Annotated in this window: 11 protein-coding genes, 1 tRNA gene and 1 pseudogene; 4 read left to right on the top strand and 9 right to left on the bottom strand. The window is 40.1% G+C overall.

Annotation, left to right across the window (positions count from 1 at the left end):
• The first annotated feature begins 634 nt into the window (after positions 1–634).
• Positions 635–1,420, top strand: coding sequence for an RNA polymerase sigma factor SigF (locus tag V7K60_RS12360; protein WP_229498888.1), 786 nt, complete (start codon positions 635–637; stop codon positions 1,418–1,420).
• 58 nt (positions 1,421–1,478) lie between these two features.
• On the opposite strand, the gene bchD is transcribed toward V7K60_RS12360, so the two are convergent.
• Entirely contained in the window at positions 1,479–3,506 is a 2,028-nt protein-coding gene (gene bchD, locus V7K60_RS12355) for a magnesium chelatase ATPase subunit D (RefSeq protein ID WP_334925865.1), read from the bottom strand.
• 120 nt (positions 3,507–3,626) lie between these two features.
• On the opposite strand from bchD, the pseudogene V7K60_RS12350 reads away from it, so the two are divergent.
• From V7K60_RS12350 to rnc, 3 genes and pseudogenes are all read left to right on the top strand, one after another.
• Positions 3,627–3,770: pseudogene (locus tag V7K60_RS12350) on the top strand (Uma2 family endonuclease); the annotation flags it as partial.
• A 1,246-nt stretch (positions 3,771–5,016) separates the two neighbouring features.
• Complete coding sequence (locus V7K60_RS12345; protein ID WP_334925863.1) at positions 5,017–5,760, top strand: NYN domain-containing protein; 744 nt, start codon at positions 5,017–5,019, stop codon at positions 5,758–5,760.
• Positions 5,761–5,895: 135 nt separating this feature from the next.
• Positions 5,896–6,582 (top strand): ribonuclease III, encoded by a 687-nt coding sequence (gene rnc, locus V7K60_RS12340; protein ID WP_334925861.1) that lies wholly within the window; start codon positions 5,896–5,898, stop codon positions 6,580–6,582.
• A gap of 188 nt (positions 6,583–6,770) precedes the next feature.
• Here rnc and ftsH2 read toward each other — a convergent pair whose 3' ends face one another.
• The 8 genes from ftsH2 to V7K60_RS12300 form a co-directional block, all read right to left on the bottom strand.
• Positions 6,771–8,657 (bottom strand): ATP-dependent zinc metalloprotease FtsH2, encoded by a 1,887-nt coding sequence (gene ftsH2 / locus V7K60_RS12335; RefSeq protein ID WP_334925859.1) that lies wholly within the window; start codon positions 8,655–8,657, stop codon positions 6,771–6,773.
• A 415-nt stretch (positions 8,658–9,072) separates the two neighbouring features.
• On the bottom strand, positions 9,073–9,567 hold the full coding sequence (locus V7K60_RS12330) for a hypothetical protein (RefSeq protein ID WP_334925858.1): 495 nt from the start codon (positions 9,565–9,567) through the stop codon (positions 9,073–9,075).
• A 223-nt stretch (positions 9,568–9,790) separates the two neighbouring features.
• Entirely contained in the window at positions 9,791–11,263 is a 1,473-nt protein-coding gene (gene gltX / locus V7K60_RS12325) for a glutamate--tRNA ligase (RefSeq protein WP_334925856.1), read from the bottom strand.
• A 126-nt stretch (positions 11,264–11,389) separates the two neighbouring features.
• Positions 11,390–11,463, bottom strand: a tRNA-Asp gene (locus tag V7K60_RS12320).
• Between the two features lie 110 nt (positions 11,464–11,573).
• On the bottom strand, positions 11,574–13,100 hold the full coding sequence (locus V7K60_RS12315; protein WP_334925854.1) for a serine/threonine protein kinase: 1,527 nt from the start codon (positions 13,098–13,100) through the stop codon (positions 11,574–11,576).
• 101 nt (positions 13,101–13,201) lie between these two features.
• Entirely contained in the window at positions 13,202–14,824 is a 1,623-nt protein-coding gene (locus tag V7K60_RS12310; protein ID WP_334925852.1) for a serine/threonine protein kinase, read from the bottom strand.
• 325 nt (positions 14,825–15,149) lie between these two features.
• Complete coding sequence (locus tag V7K60_RS12305) at positions 15,150–16,331, bottom strand: esterase-like activity of phytase family protein (RefSeq protein WP_334925850.1); 1,182 nt, start codon at positions 16,329–16,331, stop codon at positions 15,150–15,152.
• 211 nt (positions 16,332–16,542) lie between these two features.
• Entirely contained in the window at positions 16,543–18,003 is a 1,461-nt protein-coding gene (locus V7K60_RS12300; protein WP_334925849.1) for a TM0106 family RecB-like putative nuclease, read from the bottom strand.
• Between the last annotated feature and the right edge of the window lie 47 nt (positions 18,004–18,050).

The raw sequence follows: 18,050 nt of genomic DNA, 5'->3' as shown, positions 1-18,050 counted from the left end.
CTGAAGATTTTAGAGGATCTTTAGTACTGACAGCATACTCTTTAGCCTTGATTGCAAAGGGAAAAGGCCAGCGATTCCTTAGAGAATGAACAAACTGGGGTAGCTTGTCGCCTGCAATCTATGCAAGATGTCTATTGAATGGAAATGTTTATCAATGCCCAATTAAGTACAAATCTCCATAAAAATGAATCGAAATTCTGTTTTTTGTAGCTTGGGTTTTATTCTTAAATCCAACTGCCAATTTGGATTTTTGACCTTTGTTAATGACAGTGCGTAGTCAGAGATAAAATTGTCCAGTCTCTTTTGCGATTAATTCAGTACTGATCTACTTGCACTCAGTATAACTGATAGGTATTAGGTCAATTATGCATTTTTCGGCATAAATAGCTAGTTTTTGTTGCAAAAGCTCAAGATTATTTACCATTCAACAGTTATATAAAAAGCAAAAATAAACTGTAACAGAGAATTCACAAAATCATGCGTACAAATACTGAACTGTGGAGTTCGACCCCTGATAAGTTCAGTGAAACGACGATGGCTTATTCTGACTTGACTAACGAAAATAATTACAGCTTAGAAGAAAATATACGCAGCTCCATTTGCTCAAAATAGGAGTTACAACAAAGGAATGTATATGGCAACAAGTGAGTCCTCTTTACGAACTGATGGTATAGAATTATTACACTTATACCACCAGAATCCTTCTATTAAACTTCGTAATAAACTTGTACAGTTACATACTGGCTTAGTACGGAAAATGGCTCATAAATTCAGCCATCAATGTAATGAACCTTATGAAGATTTAGAACAAATCGGTTATTTTGGTTTAATTAGGGCAATTGAGCGCTTTGACCCTAGCCAAGGATATGCTTTTAGTTCCTTTGCTGTGCCATATATTCGCGGTGAGATGCTGCACTTTTTGCGCGATCGCAGTACTCTATTAAAAATTCCCCGTCGTTGGCAAGAATTATATAATGAAGGACAAAAGATTCGCAAGGACTTGTCAATCTCTTTAGGTCGCCCGCCCAAGGATGCTGAAATTGCCAGCCAACTTCGGGTATCTGTACAAGAGTGGCAAGAAACCAAGTTAGCTGCTCAAAACCGGATGCCCTTGAGTTTAGATGCAACCGCAGTTAACTATGTTGATTGCCAAATAACCTTGGGTGAGGCACTTCCTTGTCCTCGTTCTCATGTGCTTCTCCAACAAGAAGAAGAACGCCAACAACTCCAAGGCGCAATAAATATGTTGGAAGAAAAGCCCCGCATGGCAGTTGAAATGGTATTTTTGAAGGAACTTTCTCGCAAGGATGCTGCTAAAAACATTGGTACTAGTCCAATGACAGTAACGCGCTATCTCCAAAAGGGAATTCAAGATTTGATTTGTTATTTGCAACCACAGGTAATGCCCACTGGCTCGTAGTCATTAGTCAATGGTCAGTGGTTAGTAGAAAAGCAACTGACAAATGACAAATAACTAATTATCTAGATTTTAAATCAGCGATCGCACCTTTGGTCATAGCGGCAATAGCTTGATCTGTGGCTTTTGGCAAATGATAATATTTACCGCCTGCTGTTTGCGATAATTCTTTAGCAAAGCCAGTAGACACAAATTTACTTTCTGTATCAATTACTAATAGTTGCATTCCCAAAGCACGGATTCTGGCAGCAATTTCTAATAGTTCTCCTTTGATATCTGGTTTTTCTCCTGGTTCTAGCTGTTCACCCAAAGAACGCGCTAAGGGAATATTACCCCGCCCATCGGTGATTGCAACAAGGACAACTTGCCCAATATCTCCACTCATCTGAGCATTTAAGCCGACGCGCACAGCTTGGGTTAAACCATGCGCTAAGGGCGAACCCCCACCACAGGGCAACCTTTCCAAACGGTTACGCGCCAAAGCAATAGAACGTGTTGGAGGCAATAATACTTCTGCCTGTTCTCCTCGGAAGGGAATTAATGCTATTTGGTCGCGGTTTTGATAAGCTTCTGTCAACAGTTGCATCACCGCACCTTTAGCCGATTGCATTCGATTCAAGGCCATTGAGCCAGAAGCATCTACCACAAACACTACCAACGCCCCTGCTTTACGTACCAGGCGTTTCGAGCGAATATCAGCCTGTTCGACAATAACTTTTCTATCTGGGTGTCTTTCTCTTCGTGCTTTTTGATAAGGAGCCGCAGCTCTCAAGGTGGCATCTACTGCAATGCGTCGGGCTTTCCCCTTGGGCAACATTGGCTTAATGTAGCGTCCCCTGTCGTCGGAAAAGATAACACTCCGACTACCAGATTTACCTTGCCGCTTCGCCATTTGAGTAAAGTAAAGCACGTTGTCATCAAGGATTACCCCTTCTGGATCAAAGATAAATTCTTCCGGGATGCTAGGGGGTTCTTGCTCTTGATTTTCTTCCTGTTCTTCTTGTTCTTCCTCTTCTGATTCGTCTGGAGGTTCTTCTTGATTCTCTGGTGGAGGCGGAGGCGGAGGTGGTGCTTGTTGTTCTGGTGGTGGTGTCTGCACAATTGTGGCGCGTGGTACAATCACCAATTCCACAGCACGGCGCAAATCTTCGGCATTCACTGTTGTTCGTCCCTCCAAAGCCGCCGCCGCCTTGGCAACCCTCGTGGCAAATAACTCGGCGCGATGTCCCTGAACTCCGCCGCGAATTGCCTCGTCTACCAGATAAACAATTTGTTCGTGGGTGATGGTTACTTCTTTCAACCATTCCCGCGCCAAGATGATTTGGGTTTTGAGCGAGTCTAAATCTTCGTTGTACTGTTGGAGGAAGTCTTGGGGAGATTTAGAATAAGCGATCGCAACTTCAACTGCTTCTACTCTTTGATCTAAGCCTAGTACACCGTCAGCAGAAAGTGCGATCGCAATTCTATCTAGTAAATGTTCTCGTAAGCCGCCTTCTTCTGGATTGTAGGTGGCAATAAATAAGGATTTGCACGGATGCTGAAAACTAATCCCTTCCCGTTCAATCTGGTTGCGTCCCTCAGATAATACTGTTAGAAGTTGATTTGATATTTGGTCATCTAATAAATTAATTTCGTCTACGTACAGTACACCTCGGTTTGCTGTAGCGAGTAAACCGGGCTGAAAAATGGTATCACCTTGCTTTACCGACTTTTCAACATCTACTGAACCTAATAGTCGGTCTTCTGTAATACCTAGAGGAATTTGCAAAAAAGGTGCAGGGATGATTTCGACAGGCACATCTTGAATGTCTTTGTCTGCGTACTCCGCCAACAGTTGATCGTCCCATTCATCTGGGTAGTTGGGATCACAATTACTGATTGAGCCTTTGACAACTTCAATCGGCGGTAGTAAAGCGTGGATAGCACGAGCCATTACAGATTTTGCTGTACCGCGACGACCTGCGATCGCTACTCCTCCCAAACCAGGATCAACTGCGGCTAACAGTAAGGCTAATTTAATTGCTTCTTGACCGACTACGGCTGTCAAGGGAAAAGCAGTGATTGTGGGATTGATAGTAGGCGCAGGCATTGTTTGCTTTCTTAGCGAGTCTCGGCCTTTAGCATACCAATTTCTGACACATTTAGAATATAAGTGCGATCGCCTGCTGTGGGCGGTTACACCATCACATTTCCCTTGAGAGGAAGATTTATCAGTATTGCCCAGGCTAAATGCTTCACACTAGCTGAATACCACAGGCTTGGAGAATTAGGCTTTTTCCATGAAGATGACCACATTGAATTAATCAACGGGCAAATTATTGAAATGGCATCCAAAGGTACAGCCCATGAAACATTTGTCTCTTGATTTAGCTCGGTGTTTCCGCCAAAGCTGAATTTTTAAACTTTGTTATAGGATTCAGTCATAAGACAAAGGAGTAAGTTTTATGGCTTATAGTGATTTTAAACTTATTGAAGTTATTGATTCTTTTGGGTTAGTTATCTACGAATCATCTGGACTATTCGCAAATGTGCAGGAGCAATAATGTAGTGATTTATTATCTACTATTATTATGGTAAATATTGATTTAGCAGTAGCGATAAATTTGAAAAAATCTCAAAGGAAAATGATAACAAGTCCAATTTTATTAGAAGCTAGATGTAAATTTAATTATGAAATAAGCTTTTTTCTGGTATGGATTTTACTGTTGATAGTCAACGAGGATTAAATGGTTTTCGTGATTTTATTTTGAGTCTTCCTTCGGAGCAGTTACTTATACGTAGTCCAGTGTTTGTCCTAGTAGAAAGCAAAAATGAAAATTTGAGGTCTGTTTAGCACAATGTATTGCTGAAATGGTAGCTGCTCAGTTATTTAATTAAAGAGAGAGAAATCAAATTCAAGCTATATATAGCGCTGTTACTATCGATACAATCTGGCAATTTATCAAGCTTGAAAGTAATGTAGTTTCGATTGATTTGAGTGAATATTATATTAAGGATATTAAGAAAATTTTAGGTATTCTGTATAGTGCGATCGCACAAAGTAAACTGTAAATTATTTATTAACTAAAAAAATGGTGGTTGTGAAAGAATACCACAGATAATTTTTAAAGTTGATGGATAACAGGCAATGTTTTACGATAAGCCGCCATACGTTTATGCTTTTACGAAATCTTCATAAGTAACTATATTGACAAGGCGGCATCAGATATGAAATTATGTACTTAAGACAGCAAAATAACCCCACTCTAAAGCGCAGGTTTTTGGTGTTGTCTCAGCAGCAGAATTCCTAGTTTCCTGCCAAGCTTCGCGTCATCCCTTCCCCTGAGTATTCAGTCCAATGTCAGGTCAACTGATTGACTAGACTTTCAACGGGAAGACAAGATGTTTGGATTAATGTTCAGGGGAAAGGATGATGCGAAACTTGGTAGGAAGCCAGGAGTTCTACGGCTGAGACTTGAACCAAACGAAAGCGACGGTAGAAAGCTTTATTACAGGGTAGTACTTTTTGAGTATAAGTTCCTCGTATAAAGCTCTACTGCTGATTGATGTATGATTTTTTAATGCTGCCGAGCAAAAATCACAATTTTTCAGGTAAAGATATGGCTCGACAAATAAGCTTGCAACAAGATTTAGTTTCAATGTATTGGGACTATCAAAATATCTCAAATACAAAAATAGCTAAGAATTTGTTACTATATGCTAGTTCATTAGGCTTTATTGCTAAACGAAAAGTTTATAGTAATTGGTGTGAAGGAAGTAAAGCTAAATCAGTTCTAGCAACCCTGGATTTTGACTGTATCGATGTATGTCATAAATTCAAAAATGCTGTAGATTTTAAACTTGTTATGGACTGTGGTAGCGACAGTTCAGATATAGTTATCCTTATTTCTGGAGATAGCTACTGTGAAATTTTAATTGATGATTTACGTTGCAATGGTAAAAAAGTGATAGTTTTTGCTCGTCAGAAAAGTGCAAAACTTAGCTTGAATAATCTCGCTGATATGTTCTACTTTTTAGATGATTTGCCTAAGTTAGTTGAAAATAAGACTCAGTTTCAAACCATTTCATCGGATGGAAATATTAATTGCAATAAGGCTATAGAGTACTTGCTTAAAACTATCAATACTGCGTTAGATCAAAAAAAGTGTACAGAATTAGGCTATATTAATAACTTGATGATGCAGTTATTCACTAAGTATCAGGGAGTCTCCTCAATATATGAACCTGATGGCAATAAATTTAAGAGTTTTAGCCAGTTTATTGATGCTGCTGTCAGGGATGGTAAAGTTCAAAAACAAGGTCAGGAATTATTTTTAGTTGAGTTAGACAAACTAGCTGCTTAAAAAACTTTTAAAAACCCAGTTGAGTAAAAGCTGGGTTTTCCCAATACACCGCGTTTGCGGTTTTTTCATGTCTGAACAAAACAACACTTGTAAACTTTCCCAACAGTGAATTTCTGCAACAAAATATAAGATAAAATGCACAAACTTCTAATATTCCATAATGAAAAACTTTTACGCCGTGCGCTTACGCATCGTTCTTATGTCCATGAAAACCCCGGAGAAGGCGAACATAATGAACGCCTAGAATTCCTCGGTGATGCTTTACTAAATTTCTTAAGTGGCGAATATCTCTATGGTCGTCATGCAGAAATGGGAGAAGATGAATTAACCCGGCGGCGTTCGGCGCTGGTAGATGAAAAGCAATTGGCAAAGTTTGCTGAAGAGGTAGGTTTAGACTTTAGGATGCGGTTAGGAAAAGGTGCAATTCGAGATGGAGGCTACCAAAATCCTAATTTACTCAGTAGTACCTTTGAAGCGGTTCTTGGTGCTTACTATTTGGATAATGATTCCAATATTGAAACAGTTCGCGCAATTGTACAACCACTATTTGATTCTGTAGATCCTAAACATATCATTGTATCTCGTTCCAATGTAGACTCAAAAAATCGCTTTCAAGAATGGGTGCAACGCAATGTTACTCCAAATCCCCCCAAATATTTCACAGACCAAATAGGAGGCCCTTCTCATGCACCAGAATTTATAGCCAAAGTATTAGTAGATGAAAAAATTTACGGAGAAGGTAAGGGACGCAATAAAAAAGAGGCTGAAAAAGATGCTGCTGAGGATGCGCTAGCTAAGTTGAAAAAACAAGGTTTGTTGTAGAGTTTATGCGTTTAGAAATTTTGATAATTTTAAAATTAGAAGCTTCTTTACATGGAATAATAAGCAATTCACGAATTGTCTCTGCTTATTATAATTTTTATCAAAAAAATAGAGATGGCATATACCATCCCCATTTTATTTTTTGTTACTTTACTTATTTCCAGATGTGGCCAGAAAAGAGTCAACTATTATAGTTGCGGTACGTACTGTTGCTTCTCAGGTACTTCGGTGTACTCAGCCACAATCTGGCGGAATTCTTCGCCGTCGATGGTTTCCTTTTCGATCAGCAAATCGACTAAGCGATCGGTGACAGTGCGATGGTCACGGATGATCTTCTTAGCATTGTCGTAGCACTGCTCAACAATTTCCCTAACTTGTCCATCAATGCGGGAAGCAATAGATTCAGAATACTCAGATCGGGTTGTCCAGTCACGACCCAAGAATACTTCTCCCTGCTGGCTTTCTAACGACAGTGGTCCTAAGTCGGACATTCCGAACCGAGTCACCATTTGCCGGGCCATTCCCGATAGCTGCTGCAAGTCTCCACCAGCGCCAGTTGTGACTTCCGCAGCACCAAAAATCACTTCCTCAGCGGCGCGACCACCTAAAGCACCAGTAATTCTGGCTTTCAACTGAGAACGGGAAATTAACCCCTGTTCTTCGTTGGGAGTGAACCAGGTCAAACCTTGCGCTTGTCCCCGTGGAATCAGGGTGACTTTCTGCACTGGGTCATGGTCTTTTAACAAAGTCCCAACTAAGGCGTGTCCAATTTCGTGGTAAGCAATCAAGCGCTTGCTCTTGCTATCTACCAAGGGAGTACCTTCCATCCCAGCTACTACCCGATCCACTGCATCATCAATTTCGCGGAGGGTGATGGCTTCTTTACGTCTTCTAGCAGTGAGAATTGCTGCTTCGTTGAGTAAGTTGGCTAAGTCAGCACCAGTAAATCCAGGAGTGCGGCGAGCGATCGCATCTAAAGATACGCTAGGGTCAAGTTTCTTATTCCGCGCATGGACTTGCAAGATTTCCAAACGCCCTTTGATATCGGGTGCATCAACTGTTACTTGGCGGTCAAAGCGACCAGGACGCAACAAGGCTGAGTCTAGTACGTCGGGACGGTTGGTAGCAGCAATAATAATGATGCCTGTATTACCTTCAAACCCGTCCATTTCAGTGAGCAACTGGTTGAGGGTTTGCTCTCTCTCATCGTTACCGCCACCGATACCAGCGCCCCGTTGGCGTCCAACAGCGTCAATTTCATCAATGAAGATGATACAAGGGGCGTTGTCTTTGGCTTTCTTGAACAAATCGCGGACGCGGGATGCACCTACACCAACGAACATTTCCACAAATTCTGAACCGGAAATACTGAAGAAAGGTACGCCTGCTTCGCCTGCGATCGCTTTTGCTAATAAAGTTTTACCAGTTCCAGGAGGCCCAACTAACAGCACTCCCTTGGGAATTCGTGCGCCCACAGCCGTAAATCTTTCTGGCTGCTTCAGGAAGGTGACGACTTCTTGCAGTTCTTCCTTAGCTTCTTCGATGCCGGCTACGTCGTCAAATTTGACACCGGTTTTTGCCTCCATTTGGAAACGCGCTTTGGATTTGCCGAAGTTCATTGCTTGACCTGGACCGCCGGGGAGGTTGCTAGAACGCCGGAACAAAAAGAACAACCCAGTAATCAATAAAACTGGAAAGATGAGATTGCCCAACAATCCCCAAATTGCGCCATCATTCCGCATGGGGTGAGCATCAAAACTAATGGCTTTTTCTTTGAGCTTGCTAATTAACTCAGGAGCGTTAACAGGCAAATCCACACGCCACCTTTGGACACGATTTTCAATGTCCGGATCGCGGGCTTCTATAATTGCTGTCCTACCGCCTTCGTACAGATCCACACTGCTGACGCGATCGCTGTTCAAGTATTCTAGAAAGCGACCGTAAGTCATGCGGGTATTGGCTGCATTCTTACTCATGTCGGCAGGTGCGCCTGCAAACGCCCCTTGCCAGAAGAAAAAGCCAATTACCAAAGCTGGCAACGTCCAGAGTGCTACGACTTTCCAAGAGAATTTCATTTTAATTTGCCTCTAGATGCCTATACAACTTGTTAGCTCTAGTAACCGAATGTTCATCACTCTGTCACTTTAAGCTGTTAAACGGATGTTTATAAATCCATTTTGTTTAATTTGATCTCTTACATGCACTGCCATAAGGCGATTAGAGCATTATGGCGATGCCAACAAGAATCTTAATCAAAGTTAACTTAATTTTAATACAATATCGCACGAGAAAAGGGAGTGCAACTGGATAGCAAAGACAGAGAGAATTTCTCCAGAATGCTCCTTGTATCGTTTAAGCCGCTCTCAATAATGATTCTGGGGAGTGGAAAGTGAGGGAGATGAGGAAGCAGGGGGAGCAGAGGAGAAGTTGTAGTAAGTTTTTCCTCTCTGCAACTCTCCTTCTTGTGCCCCATGCCCAATGCCCAATGCCCTACTTTACTTCTGTAATTTTTAGAGTGTAAGGAAGATATTTGCCTTTTTCGTAGGAACCAACCCAAATTTGGTAACTTCCAGGTAGCCATTCACCAACAAGGCCAGCATTTTTGCCATCAAAATCGTCATTGCACCAAGTACCACCGGGCCCTTTGATAATCATGGTGGTGTCTTCAGGACTTTGCACTTGCAACTTCAGGTAATCAAATTTACTTGTTAACGTTAATGTGTGGTCTGGTGTTTCATCAACAAATCCCGTACAAGGGCCAGTGGCTGTTTCGCTTCTCCCACCTACTTGACTCCCAGATATTGAACCACCACTCATCCCACGAACTGTCAGGGGGTCTGGTGAAAACTGAGGGCTAATGGTGACATCTCCAAATATCGTTGGCGCTTCCTGAGCATCAGTCGCAGCATTAACTGTCGATGTGATGAAGAGCGTAACTATCATGAACGATAATCTCATTCCTCTATTGAGCGCTTTTGTCGGCATTGTAATTACGTTCACTTCTAAGTGTTTTTGAAGACATGAATTTTACACACCAAGTTCCCAACATGAGGAAAATTGACTAACTATTTTAGATGTGAAATTAAGGATAATTCATTAGTAATTGGTCAATGATTTCCTGTTCCCATAGTTGCTTTACCTTATGGATAGGGGCACACGTTTGTGCGCCCCCAAAATCTAAAATATTTCTAAAATCTGGAAATAATCGCTACTTAGCTTCCGTTATAACCCGACTCAAGCGCGGCTTATCTAAACCAATCTGATTTAGTAGTAACCAAGATTGAATCAGGTCGGGGCCATGAACATCTCCAGTTAAAGCTGCTCGGAGCGATCGCATCACTAAGCCTTTTTTGACTTTCTGCTCTTTGACCACTTGTTTAATAATCTCCTGGGCGGTGGCTTCGGACAGTTGTGGCTGATTTTCTAAAGCTGTAACAATCGCTCCCAGAATAGCAGTAGAACCTTCTTGCTTCAGTTGTGTACTGCCTTCATCGCTAAATTCAACTGTATCGCTAAAAAACAGTTTGCTTTGAGGTACTGCATCTAGCAAGCGAGTCAAACTCTGGCTAATTAAAGTTGCTAGCTGTTCTAACCAGGGGCGATCTCTGACGAGAAGCCGCTCCGCGTCTACGCGTCCACCATCAAATTTATAGCCAGCCGCTTCCCAAAAGGGGATGAGTAAATCTGTAAGTTTATCAACTGGCGTCTTGTGGATATACTGACTGTTCAACCAATCCAGCTTGTCCCAGTCAAACTTTGCACCTGCTTTATTGACGCGCTCAAAGGTAAATTCTTTGGCTGCTGTTTCTAAGGTAAATATTTCTTGCGTTGAGTCTGGTGGCGACCAACCCAGCAATGTCATGTAATTTACCAAGCCTTCAGCAGTAAAGCCCATTTGCTTAAACTCAGAAATGGAAGTGACGCCATCTCGCTTAGAAAGCTTGCGCCCTTCCATATTCAAAATCAATGGCGTGTGAGAAAACTCTGGAATTTTTGCACCCATTGCTTCATACAGCAGAATTTGCTTGGCAGTGTTGGCGATGTGGTCTTCTCCCCGGATGACATGGCTGATTTGCATATCGATGTCATCCACTACAACCACAAAGTTGTATAAAGGTTGACCGCTACCCTCTTCTGAGGCGCGGGCGATGACCATATCACCACCTAAATCGCTACCTCGCCAAGACATCTTTCCCCTTACTAGGTCATTCCAGACAATTTCCCGCCCATCTTCGATTTTGAAGCGAATTACAGAAGAACGACCTTCTGCTTCAAAGGCGGCGCGTTGTTCTGGGGTCAGGTTGCGGTGACGGTTGTCATAGCGGGGTGCTTCGCCTCTGGCTTTTTGGGCTTCTCGGAGCGCTTCTAGTTCTTCAGAAGTGGTGTAGCAGCGATAGGCTAATCCTTGGTCTAGCAGTTTTTGTACTGCTTCTTTATAAAGATCCAAGCGTTGGGATTGGAAAAATGGCCCTTCATCCCAGTTAAGTCCTAGCCAGCGCAGTCCTTCAAGAATATTGTCGGTGTATTCGGGACGCGATCGCTCTAAATCTGTATCTTCTATTCGCAGTATAAACTTGCCGTCGTGGTGACGGGCAAATAACCAGTTGAATACAGCCGTTCTAGCTGTACCAATATGTAAATTTCCGGTTGGACTCGGCGCAATACGGACTCTAACAGTCACAGTTAATTCTCTCTTTCGCAAAGCATGATAAATGTAGCTTATATTTAAATCCTGAATCAGCCTGTTTGGGAAATTCAAAATCCAAAATCACCTAAGTTCAGTGATTTGCTACTCATAAATTTATAACGGGACTGACGGGGCTCGAACCCGCAACTTCCGCCGTGACAGGGCGGTGCTCTAACCAATTGAACTACAGTCCCTTGTTTGGCAACTTTGCTATTATCACTATTTTTTTTCTACTTGTCAAGTGTTTTGGAGTTGGGAATTAGGAATTATTCTTGTCCCGTCTCTTTGAGGTGCAAATTATTCGTTAAAGAGACCGTGATAATACAACCTGTGGCTCTGATTCCAGATGCTGCAATATTCGGGATTGAATTTGTTTATACTGCTGTTTCAATAGCTGTTTGCTCAATTGGGGTTGAAAAGCGGGTGGTAGACTATGGCTCTGTTGCACCCAGGTTTTCAACATTTGCCGCTGAGTTGACTCAATGCGACTGCTGAGAACCTTGATACAGGAATGTGGTGCTTCCAGAATAAAGAAAATTAAAGGATATTGTTCATTTTCAGCCAGGAAACTTACCATCCTCAGATTTTGGGGATTTTGCATATCTAAGTAGCACGGTAGCCATTTAGGAGCGAATTGCCGATTATAGAGTACAGTTACCCACAACAACATTGGGTGAGGGGATGTCACAAAGACAAACTGGTTATAACGGGTAGAAACCCCATAGTTTTTGATTTCTTGTTTAGACAACATTAACCATAGAGCTGTTATAGATCCTTGTGGAGTATCTAGAAGCTGGGGAAAAACAATTTCTTGAATTGGTTTATTTTGAGGCCACAGAAGTTGCCGATAGCTTTGTTCTACAGTGATTGGTAATACAAAATTTAAGGGACTGCCAAGGATGGAGTTAGAGGCAAAATTTGTAGGCGTAGTGGGACAACTAGACTGTTCTAGACTGTTTAAAACTTGTAAAATTTCAGTGATATTTTGAGGGCGATCGCTTGCTTTTTTAGCCAGACAAGCCATAATTAAATTATTTAGTTTTTGAGGTATTCTAATAGTAGGTTTAACATCTGCGATCGTTTTTGGTGCTTCAAAGTGATGTGCTTTATACCAAGCACCAAAGTAATCAGTTTCTGGTTGCCAAGGTTTTTTGCCTGTGAGCATCTCAAACATCATTACACCCAGGCTATAAATATCAGAGCGACTATCTAGTTTTTCCCCATCTAGCTGTTCTGGAGAACAGTAGGGTAAAGTGCCATTAAATCCACTACTTGTACTAGCTGTTGATGCATAATTTAAAAATCTAGCAATACCAAAATCGAGAATTTTAACTAACTGACCCAATATCGGATCGGGAATAACTAATATATTGGCAGGCTTGATATCTCGATGAACCAACGGACAAATTTTACCATCAATGTTAATACCTTGATGGGCAGAATGTAAGCCCAAACAAATTTGGCGAGAGAGAGTCAAAAACATGGGTAGAGGTAGCGGAATCAAATCCTTTAAACTCTTGCCACATAGATATTCCATGACGTAGTATGGTTTTTCTTTCTCATTCACACCATAATCATACGCCCGCACTATATGTACACTCTTTTGACTCAAGGCTGCACTCATTAAAGCTTCACGAGCAAAGTCTTGTTGCATCTTGGTATTAACAACAGTTTGAGTCAAAAACTTGATAGCAACTGGTATACCTCCTAACAAAACATCATTTGCTAAAAAAACTTCACCCATGCCACCGCTGCCAATTAATTGCTTGAGTTGATAACGATTGGCAAGCAAGCCCGTACTACTTGGAGATGTAAATAGGCTTTGATTCACTTTATTCACCTCTGATGCTGAATCCATTTCAAGTTAGCAATAAATACATAAAAATATTATTAGGTGATGGTGGCAAGCATTTTGATTTTGATAGCAGACTTTCAACGACGTAATAGCAGTTTCAAAAATATTTCCAAGAATTTAGTCATCCAAGTTTTTAAACCGTCTGTCTCAGATTTTTGATGTGTGGCTAAGTTTCGTAATATATCTAACTTCAGTTTTTCGTACTCTGTTTTTAGAATATTTTTGGCTTGACTAGGCAAAATTAATTCATTTGACTGTTGACTCATATCTAACCAATCTACAAGTTGTTGGCGCTGTTTAGCCGTGAGGTTTAAAGTTGTTACATGAGAGCAGTGAGTTGAATCTTCTAGGGGAAAAAATAGTAGATGATAGTAACCTACTTCTGCTAAACTACGTGCTATCTTTTGACCTTTATTATCTTTTAGATCCAGAAAATAAGGTAGCCACTTAGTTGTAGAAGCTTGAGCATCATATAGTACTGTTACCCACACTAGCATCGGGTATACACTCATTTTACTAATAAATTCAGTACCATGTATTTCATCTAAAAATTTTGCAATCTCTTGTTTGGGCAACATTGCCCAAAAAGTTGGTATAGGTCTTTGAGGAGTCTGTAGTAAATGAGGAAACCCAATTGGCGCAATTGGTTTATTTTTAGGCCAATTTTTCTGCAAACACTCTTTTTCTGATAGTAAAGTTGCGGGTACTAATTGAACTGGAAGCGAAACTTTAATAATGTCAGTGCTATTGCTAGGAATAACATCATTAACTTGAGCATTAACTTTTTCTAAATCTTCTAATATTTGATTAATATTCTGAGGGCGATCGCTTACTTCTTTAGCTAAACAATTCATCAATATTTTTGATAATATTTCTGGGATTTTAACTTGCGGATTTACTTCTTCAACTGTAGGTGGCATTTGAAAGCGATGGGCTTGATACCAAGTACCAAAGGAGTTACTTTTTGTTTGAAATGGATGTTTCCCTGTCAACATCTCAAACATTAGTACTCCCAAACTATAAATATCAGAGCGGACATCCAGCAATTTACGTCCTTCCATGTGTTCTGGAGAACAGTAAGGTAAACTGCCAATAAAAGAATCTGTTAGGGTCATCCCACTTCGCTCTGTTAAAAACTTGGCAATCCCAAAATCTAGTATTTTAACAATTTCACCTTTTTTACTATCTTCAGCAATAAATATATTTTCTGGTTTAATATCTCTGTGAACAATAGGATAAATCTCCCCTTTAAGGCTGATACCTTGGTGGGCACATTGTAAGCCTAAACAAATTTGATTACAAATTTCTAAAAACTTCAATATTGTTAAAGGCTGAATTTTCAAAATTTGTTTGAGATTTTTTCCTTGGAGGTATTCCATTACATAAAATGGAGTTTTATCCTCAGTAACTCCATAACTTAAAATGCGAACAATATGTTTACTTTTACGACCCAATTGAGCGCCAATAAAAATCTCTCTGGCAAAACGTTGGGACATTTGTTGGTTTGACAAACTAAGTGATAAGATTTTGATTGCGATCGGCATACCGCCTTTAGCAGTATCTTCTGCTAGATAAACTCTACCCATCCCCCCTTTACCAATCAAATCTCTGATTAAATAGCGATTGTTTAAAAATTGTCCGATGTAATCGTCTAATTCTGCTTTTTGCCCTACCATACTCTCAATTTTATTTTCTGGCATAAAAATCATTTATAAAAAATGTTATTGGCAAAATACTTTAATAAGTTTAGCTAATTATTAAATTTAAATCTAAGAAATATCCGAATTTTGAGAAAATTAATTATATGCTGTAAATATGCTTAAGCTCTCTATAAAAGCTACTAAACATTGTGTAACATATTTATTAAGGAGTACGGTTGAGAAATTACACGGAAACTATAAATAAGCTAGATAAAGTTACTTAGTAGATTCCGTGAATACACAGGAATAATCAGAAATAACTAAATAGCAGTCAAGCTACGATGTCTATGACAGGCTACCCCTACGCACTTTTACCTCTATACAGTTAAAGGTTAATATTCGGGAATAAACGGCGTAACAATCTAATTAGCGGAGTTTCAATTTTAATTTTAAAGGCTAGTATCTGGGTACGTTGCAGGGAGTTAAAATTATTATCACTGATGAGAATTAATGATTGTTGACCATCAGGTAGTTTTGGGCCAAGAGTTAAGCCTTCGATGTTGTCTAGCAGTACATCTAGCTTTCTCAAATCTAACAGCAGTTTCTTCTTAACTGGTTTAATATTTTTGGAGTCAACTGCTAAAAGGCTATCAATATTATGAATATCATCGGCTCCTTCTAAAGAAACCTGAAACAGGGAAATAGCAAATCCTAAACCAGTAAAAGACCTTTCTAAACTTAAGAAGTGTCCTTGATTATCAAGAGCAAGTAAATCGGGTAATCCACTAATGAATTTGCCAATTAGATTCAAAAATGGTGTAACTGGTTCAGTTTGGTAAAGAAATTCTTTTTCTGGCTGATTGTTGAGCAAGTTGTATTGTAAAATTCGGCAAGGACTACTGATATTAGGTTTAGCTGCGACACCATCTTGAATTAAAGCATTTTCGGTGGCTGTAAATAGATGCTTGTTGTCGGGTGTGATGGCGAGGCTTTCAAAAGCCAAATTGTTGCGGATACCTTTTTGATTAGTTTTAGCTGGTAAAAATTTGCTTGGGATGGGGAGTGTGAAAATTTCTCTCCCAGAAGATAGTGAGAACTCTTTAATAAAAGGATTAATTAATTTTGCATCGCCTTCAGAAGAAATCAATACAATTCCTTTATTAGTTAATACAATACCTTCTGTATCAGTTTCACCCGGCTGAAATATTTGACCATTTTCATTTAATAATCTGGTAACGCTGACTGGAATAATTCCATCTTTTTTTAGTAAACCTTTGCTCAAGTCGATTTTCAAGGTGTAGAAACGAACGGGAGCTTTTTGACCACGATCGTCGGAAATAGCGTAATAAATGTTATTTCTTGAATTATATGTAATTCCAGATAAACCTCCGACTTCAGTTTTTTGAAAGATTAAACCTTTCGGGAGGGTGGCTTCCCCGATAAATTTTATGCTACTGATCTCAACACCATTTGACGGAAAGTTTGTGAATACAAGGCTAATAATTATAATTGGAATCAAAAAGTAAATAATTCGTGGAAATACAAAGATTTTTTTAATTATCTGCATAGTTTTTTATTAAATCAATATTTGTAGAGACAAACACTTATACGTCCCTAAAAATAATATCAATTAAATAAGGAATTTAACAGATACAAGCCTGGAAAACCTGATAAATCATGCTTTTTAACTTTGTGGTAAGCCTGAGCAGATGTTTCCTTTACTTAGACTTTCCAAGACGTATTTTTAATTTGAAAACCTTTAAAAAATAATAAATTATTTAAGCTAATTGTAAATCATATTCATTTTGGAAAAAGTTGACAAGCCAATCTTTGACTTTATGAGTGGCGCGGCAGTCATCTTCGTTGTAGTGTTGGATAATTTCTAGTAAGGTGCGATCGCCTGTTTCTAACCATTGATCGTACCAGTAAATACACTTGGCACCACTGGCTTCTTTATCACGCCACTCAAATCCTATCCAACGAGCGATCGCTTTCAAGGCATAGCTTTCTACGGGCAATGCTACACTTTGGGTTAATTGTTCATACACATCGACAAACCGATTCAGTACAGGACGCACTAAGGAGTGTGGAGTGCCGTAAAGTTTTGCCAATCGTTTGACTGTATCAAACTCGTAGACACAAAAATGATAAATTGGCGCTTCGGGATATTGCCAAACCAAATCCAAAAATTGCTGCCAAACTAATTCTTCGTCTTCTGGTTTGTCTGCTAAAAAGGAATAAAATTGTTCTGTATTAGCTTGTCTATTAACGACCAAAACCCCTAAGAGATAATCTAAATCTAAGTCTGGCTGGGCTTCAATATCAAAATAAAGCTCTATAGGCGCTGTGAATGTAATATCTTTTGTTGGTAGCGGGTAGGGTAAAGTTAACGGTCGTTTTTCTAGTGAAGATTGAGCTTGTACTACCAATTTGGGCGCTACTTCGCTGTCAAAACCAAGTAGATTTTCTAAGCTGCTGGGACTGGTATTAGCGAGAGATTCCAGCGTGTTAATGTCTAAGGCTTGGAGTTGAGTGTAGCGCAGGGGTGTTACACCTGGTAGCAGTGAGAGATGTTTTTCAGATTGAGCGATCGCATAACATTCACTATACCAATGGCAAAAATTACACTTTTGGCGAGAGATAAACACCTCTGGCGGATTCGTTAACTCTAAAACTTGAATAAACTCATCCAAAATCTGCTGCATTCGTGGTGTCCATTTGCACAGATCCACTGCATAATTTGTATTTTTGGTGCGCAAGATGAGCGAAGCTGTTTCAGGTGCAACTCCCTGCACTGTTGCCAACACTTGGGCATGAAATGCAGCGACAACCTGATATTCTTGCTTAGGGCGCTTACCCAGTTCAATACTAGCTGGGACATAGATCCAATCTCCAAAATGGGATTGTCCTGGTTGTTTCACGAGTAAATCTGGACGACTTAGCAGGGTGTCTGCTTCAGAATAATTTGCTAACAGTACTCCTTTATAGATGTATTCAACCCCACGCTGCATCAATTCTAAAGTTGCTTTCTCTCCCTTTTCCCAGTTTCCATAAGAATAATCTGGTTGGTGATAAGTCATCTGTGCTAAAGCACTCAACTGATGAGCGATTTTATCCTGTTGCAGTTTCCGTAGCAACTCATTGGGGGCATCGCGCTGACTTTTGTCACCGTGGATATCTAGAAAAGGTCGGCGTTTACAGCGTTGGTATTGCAGTAGGAGTTCAGCATTAATTAGCATCCTTTTAAGTTAACAAGAATTAGCAGAATCTGGGAGTAACTCTGACA

It is taken from the genome of Nostoc sp. (assembly GCF_036917555.1).
Taxonomy (GTDB): domain Bacteria; phylum Cyanobacteriota; class Cyanobacteriia; order Cyanobacteriales; family Nostocaceae; genus Nostoc.
This window is presented reverse-complemented; position numbering and strand designations above follow the sequence as displayed.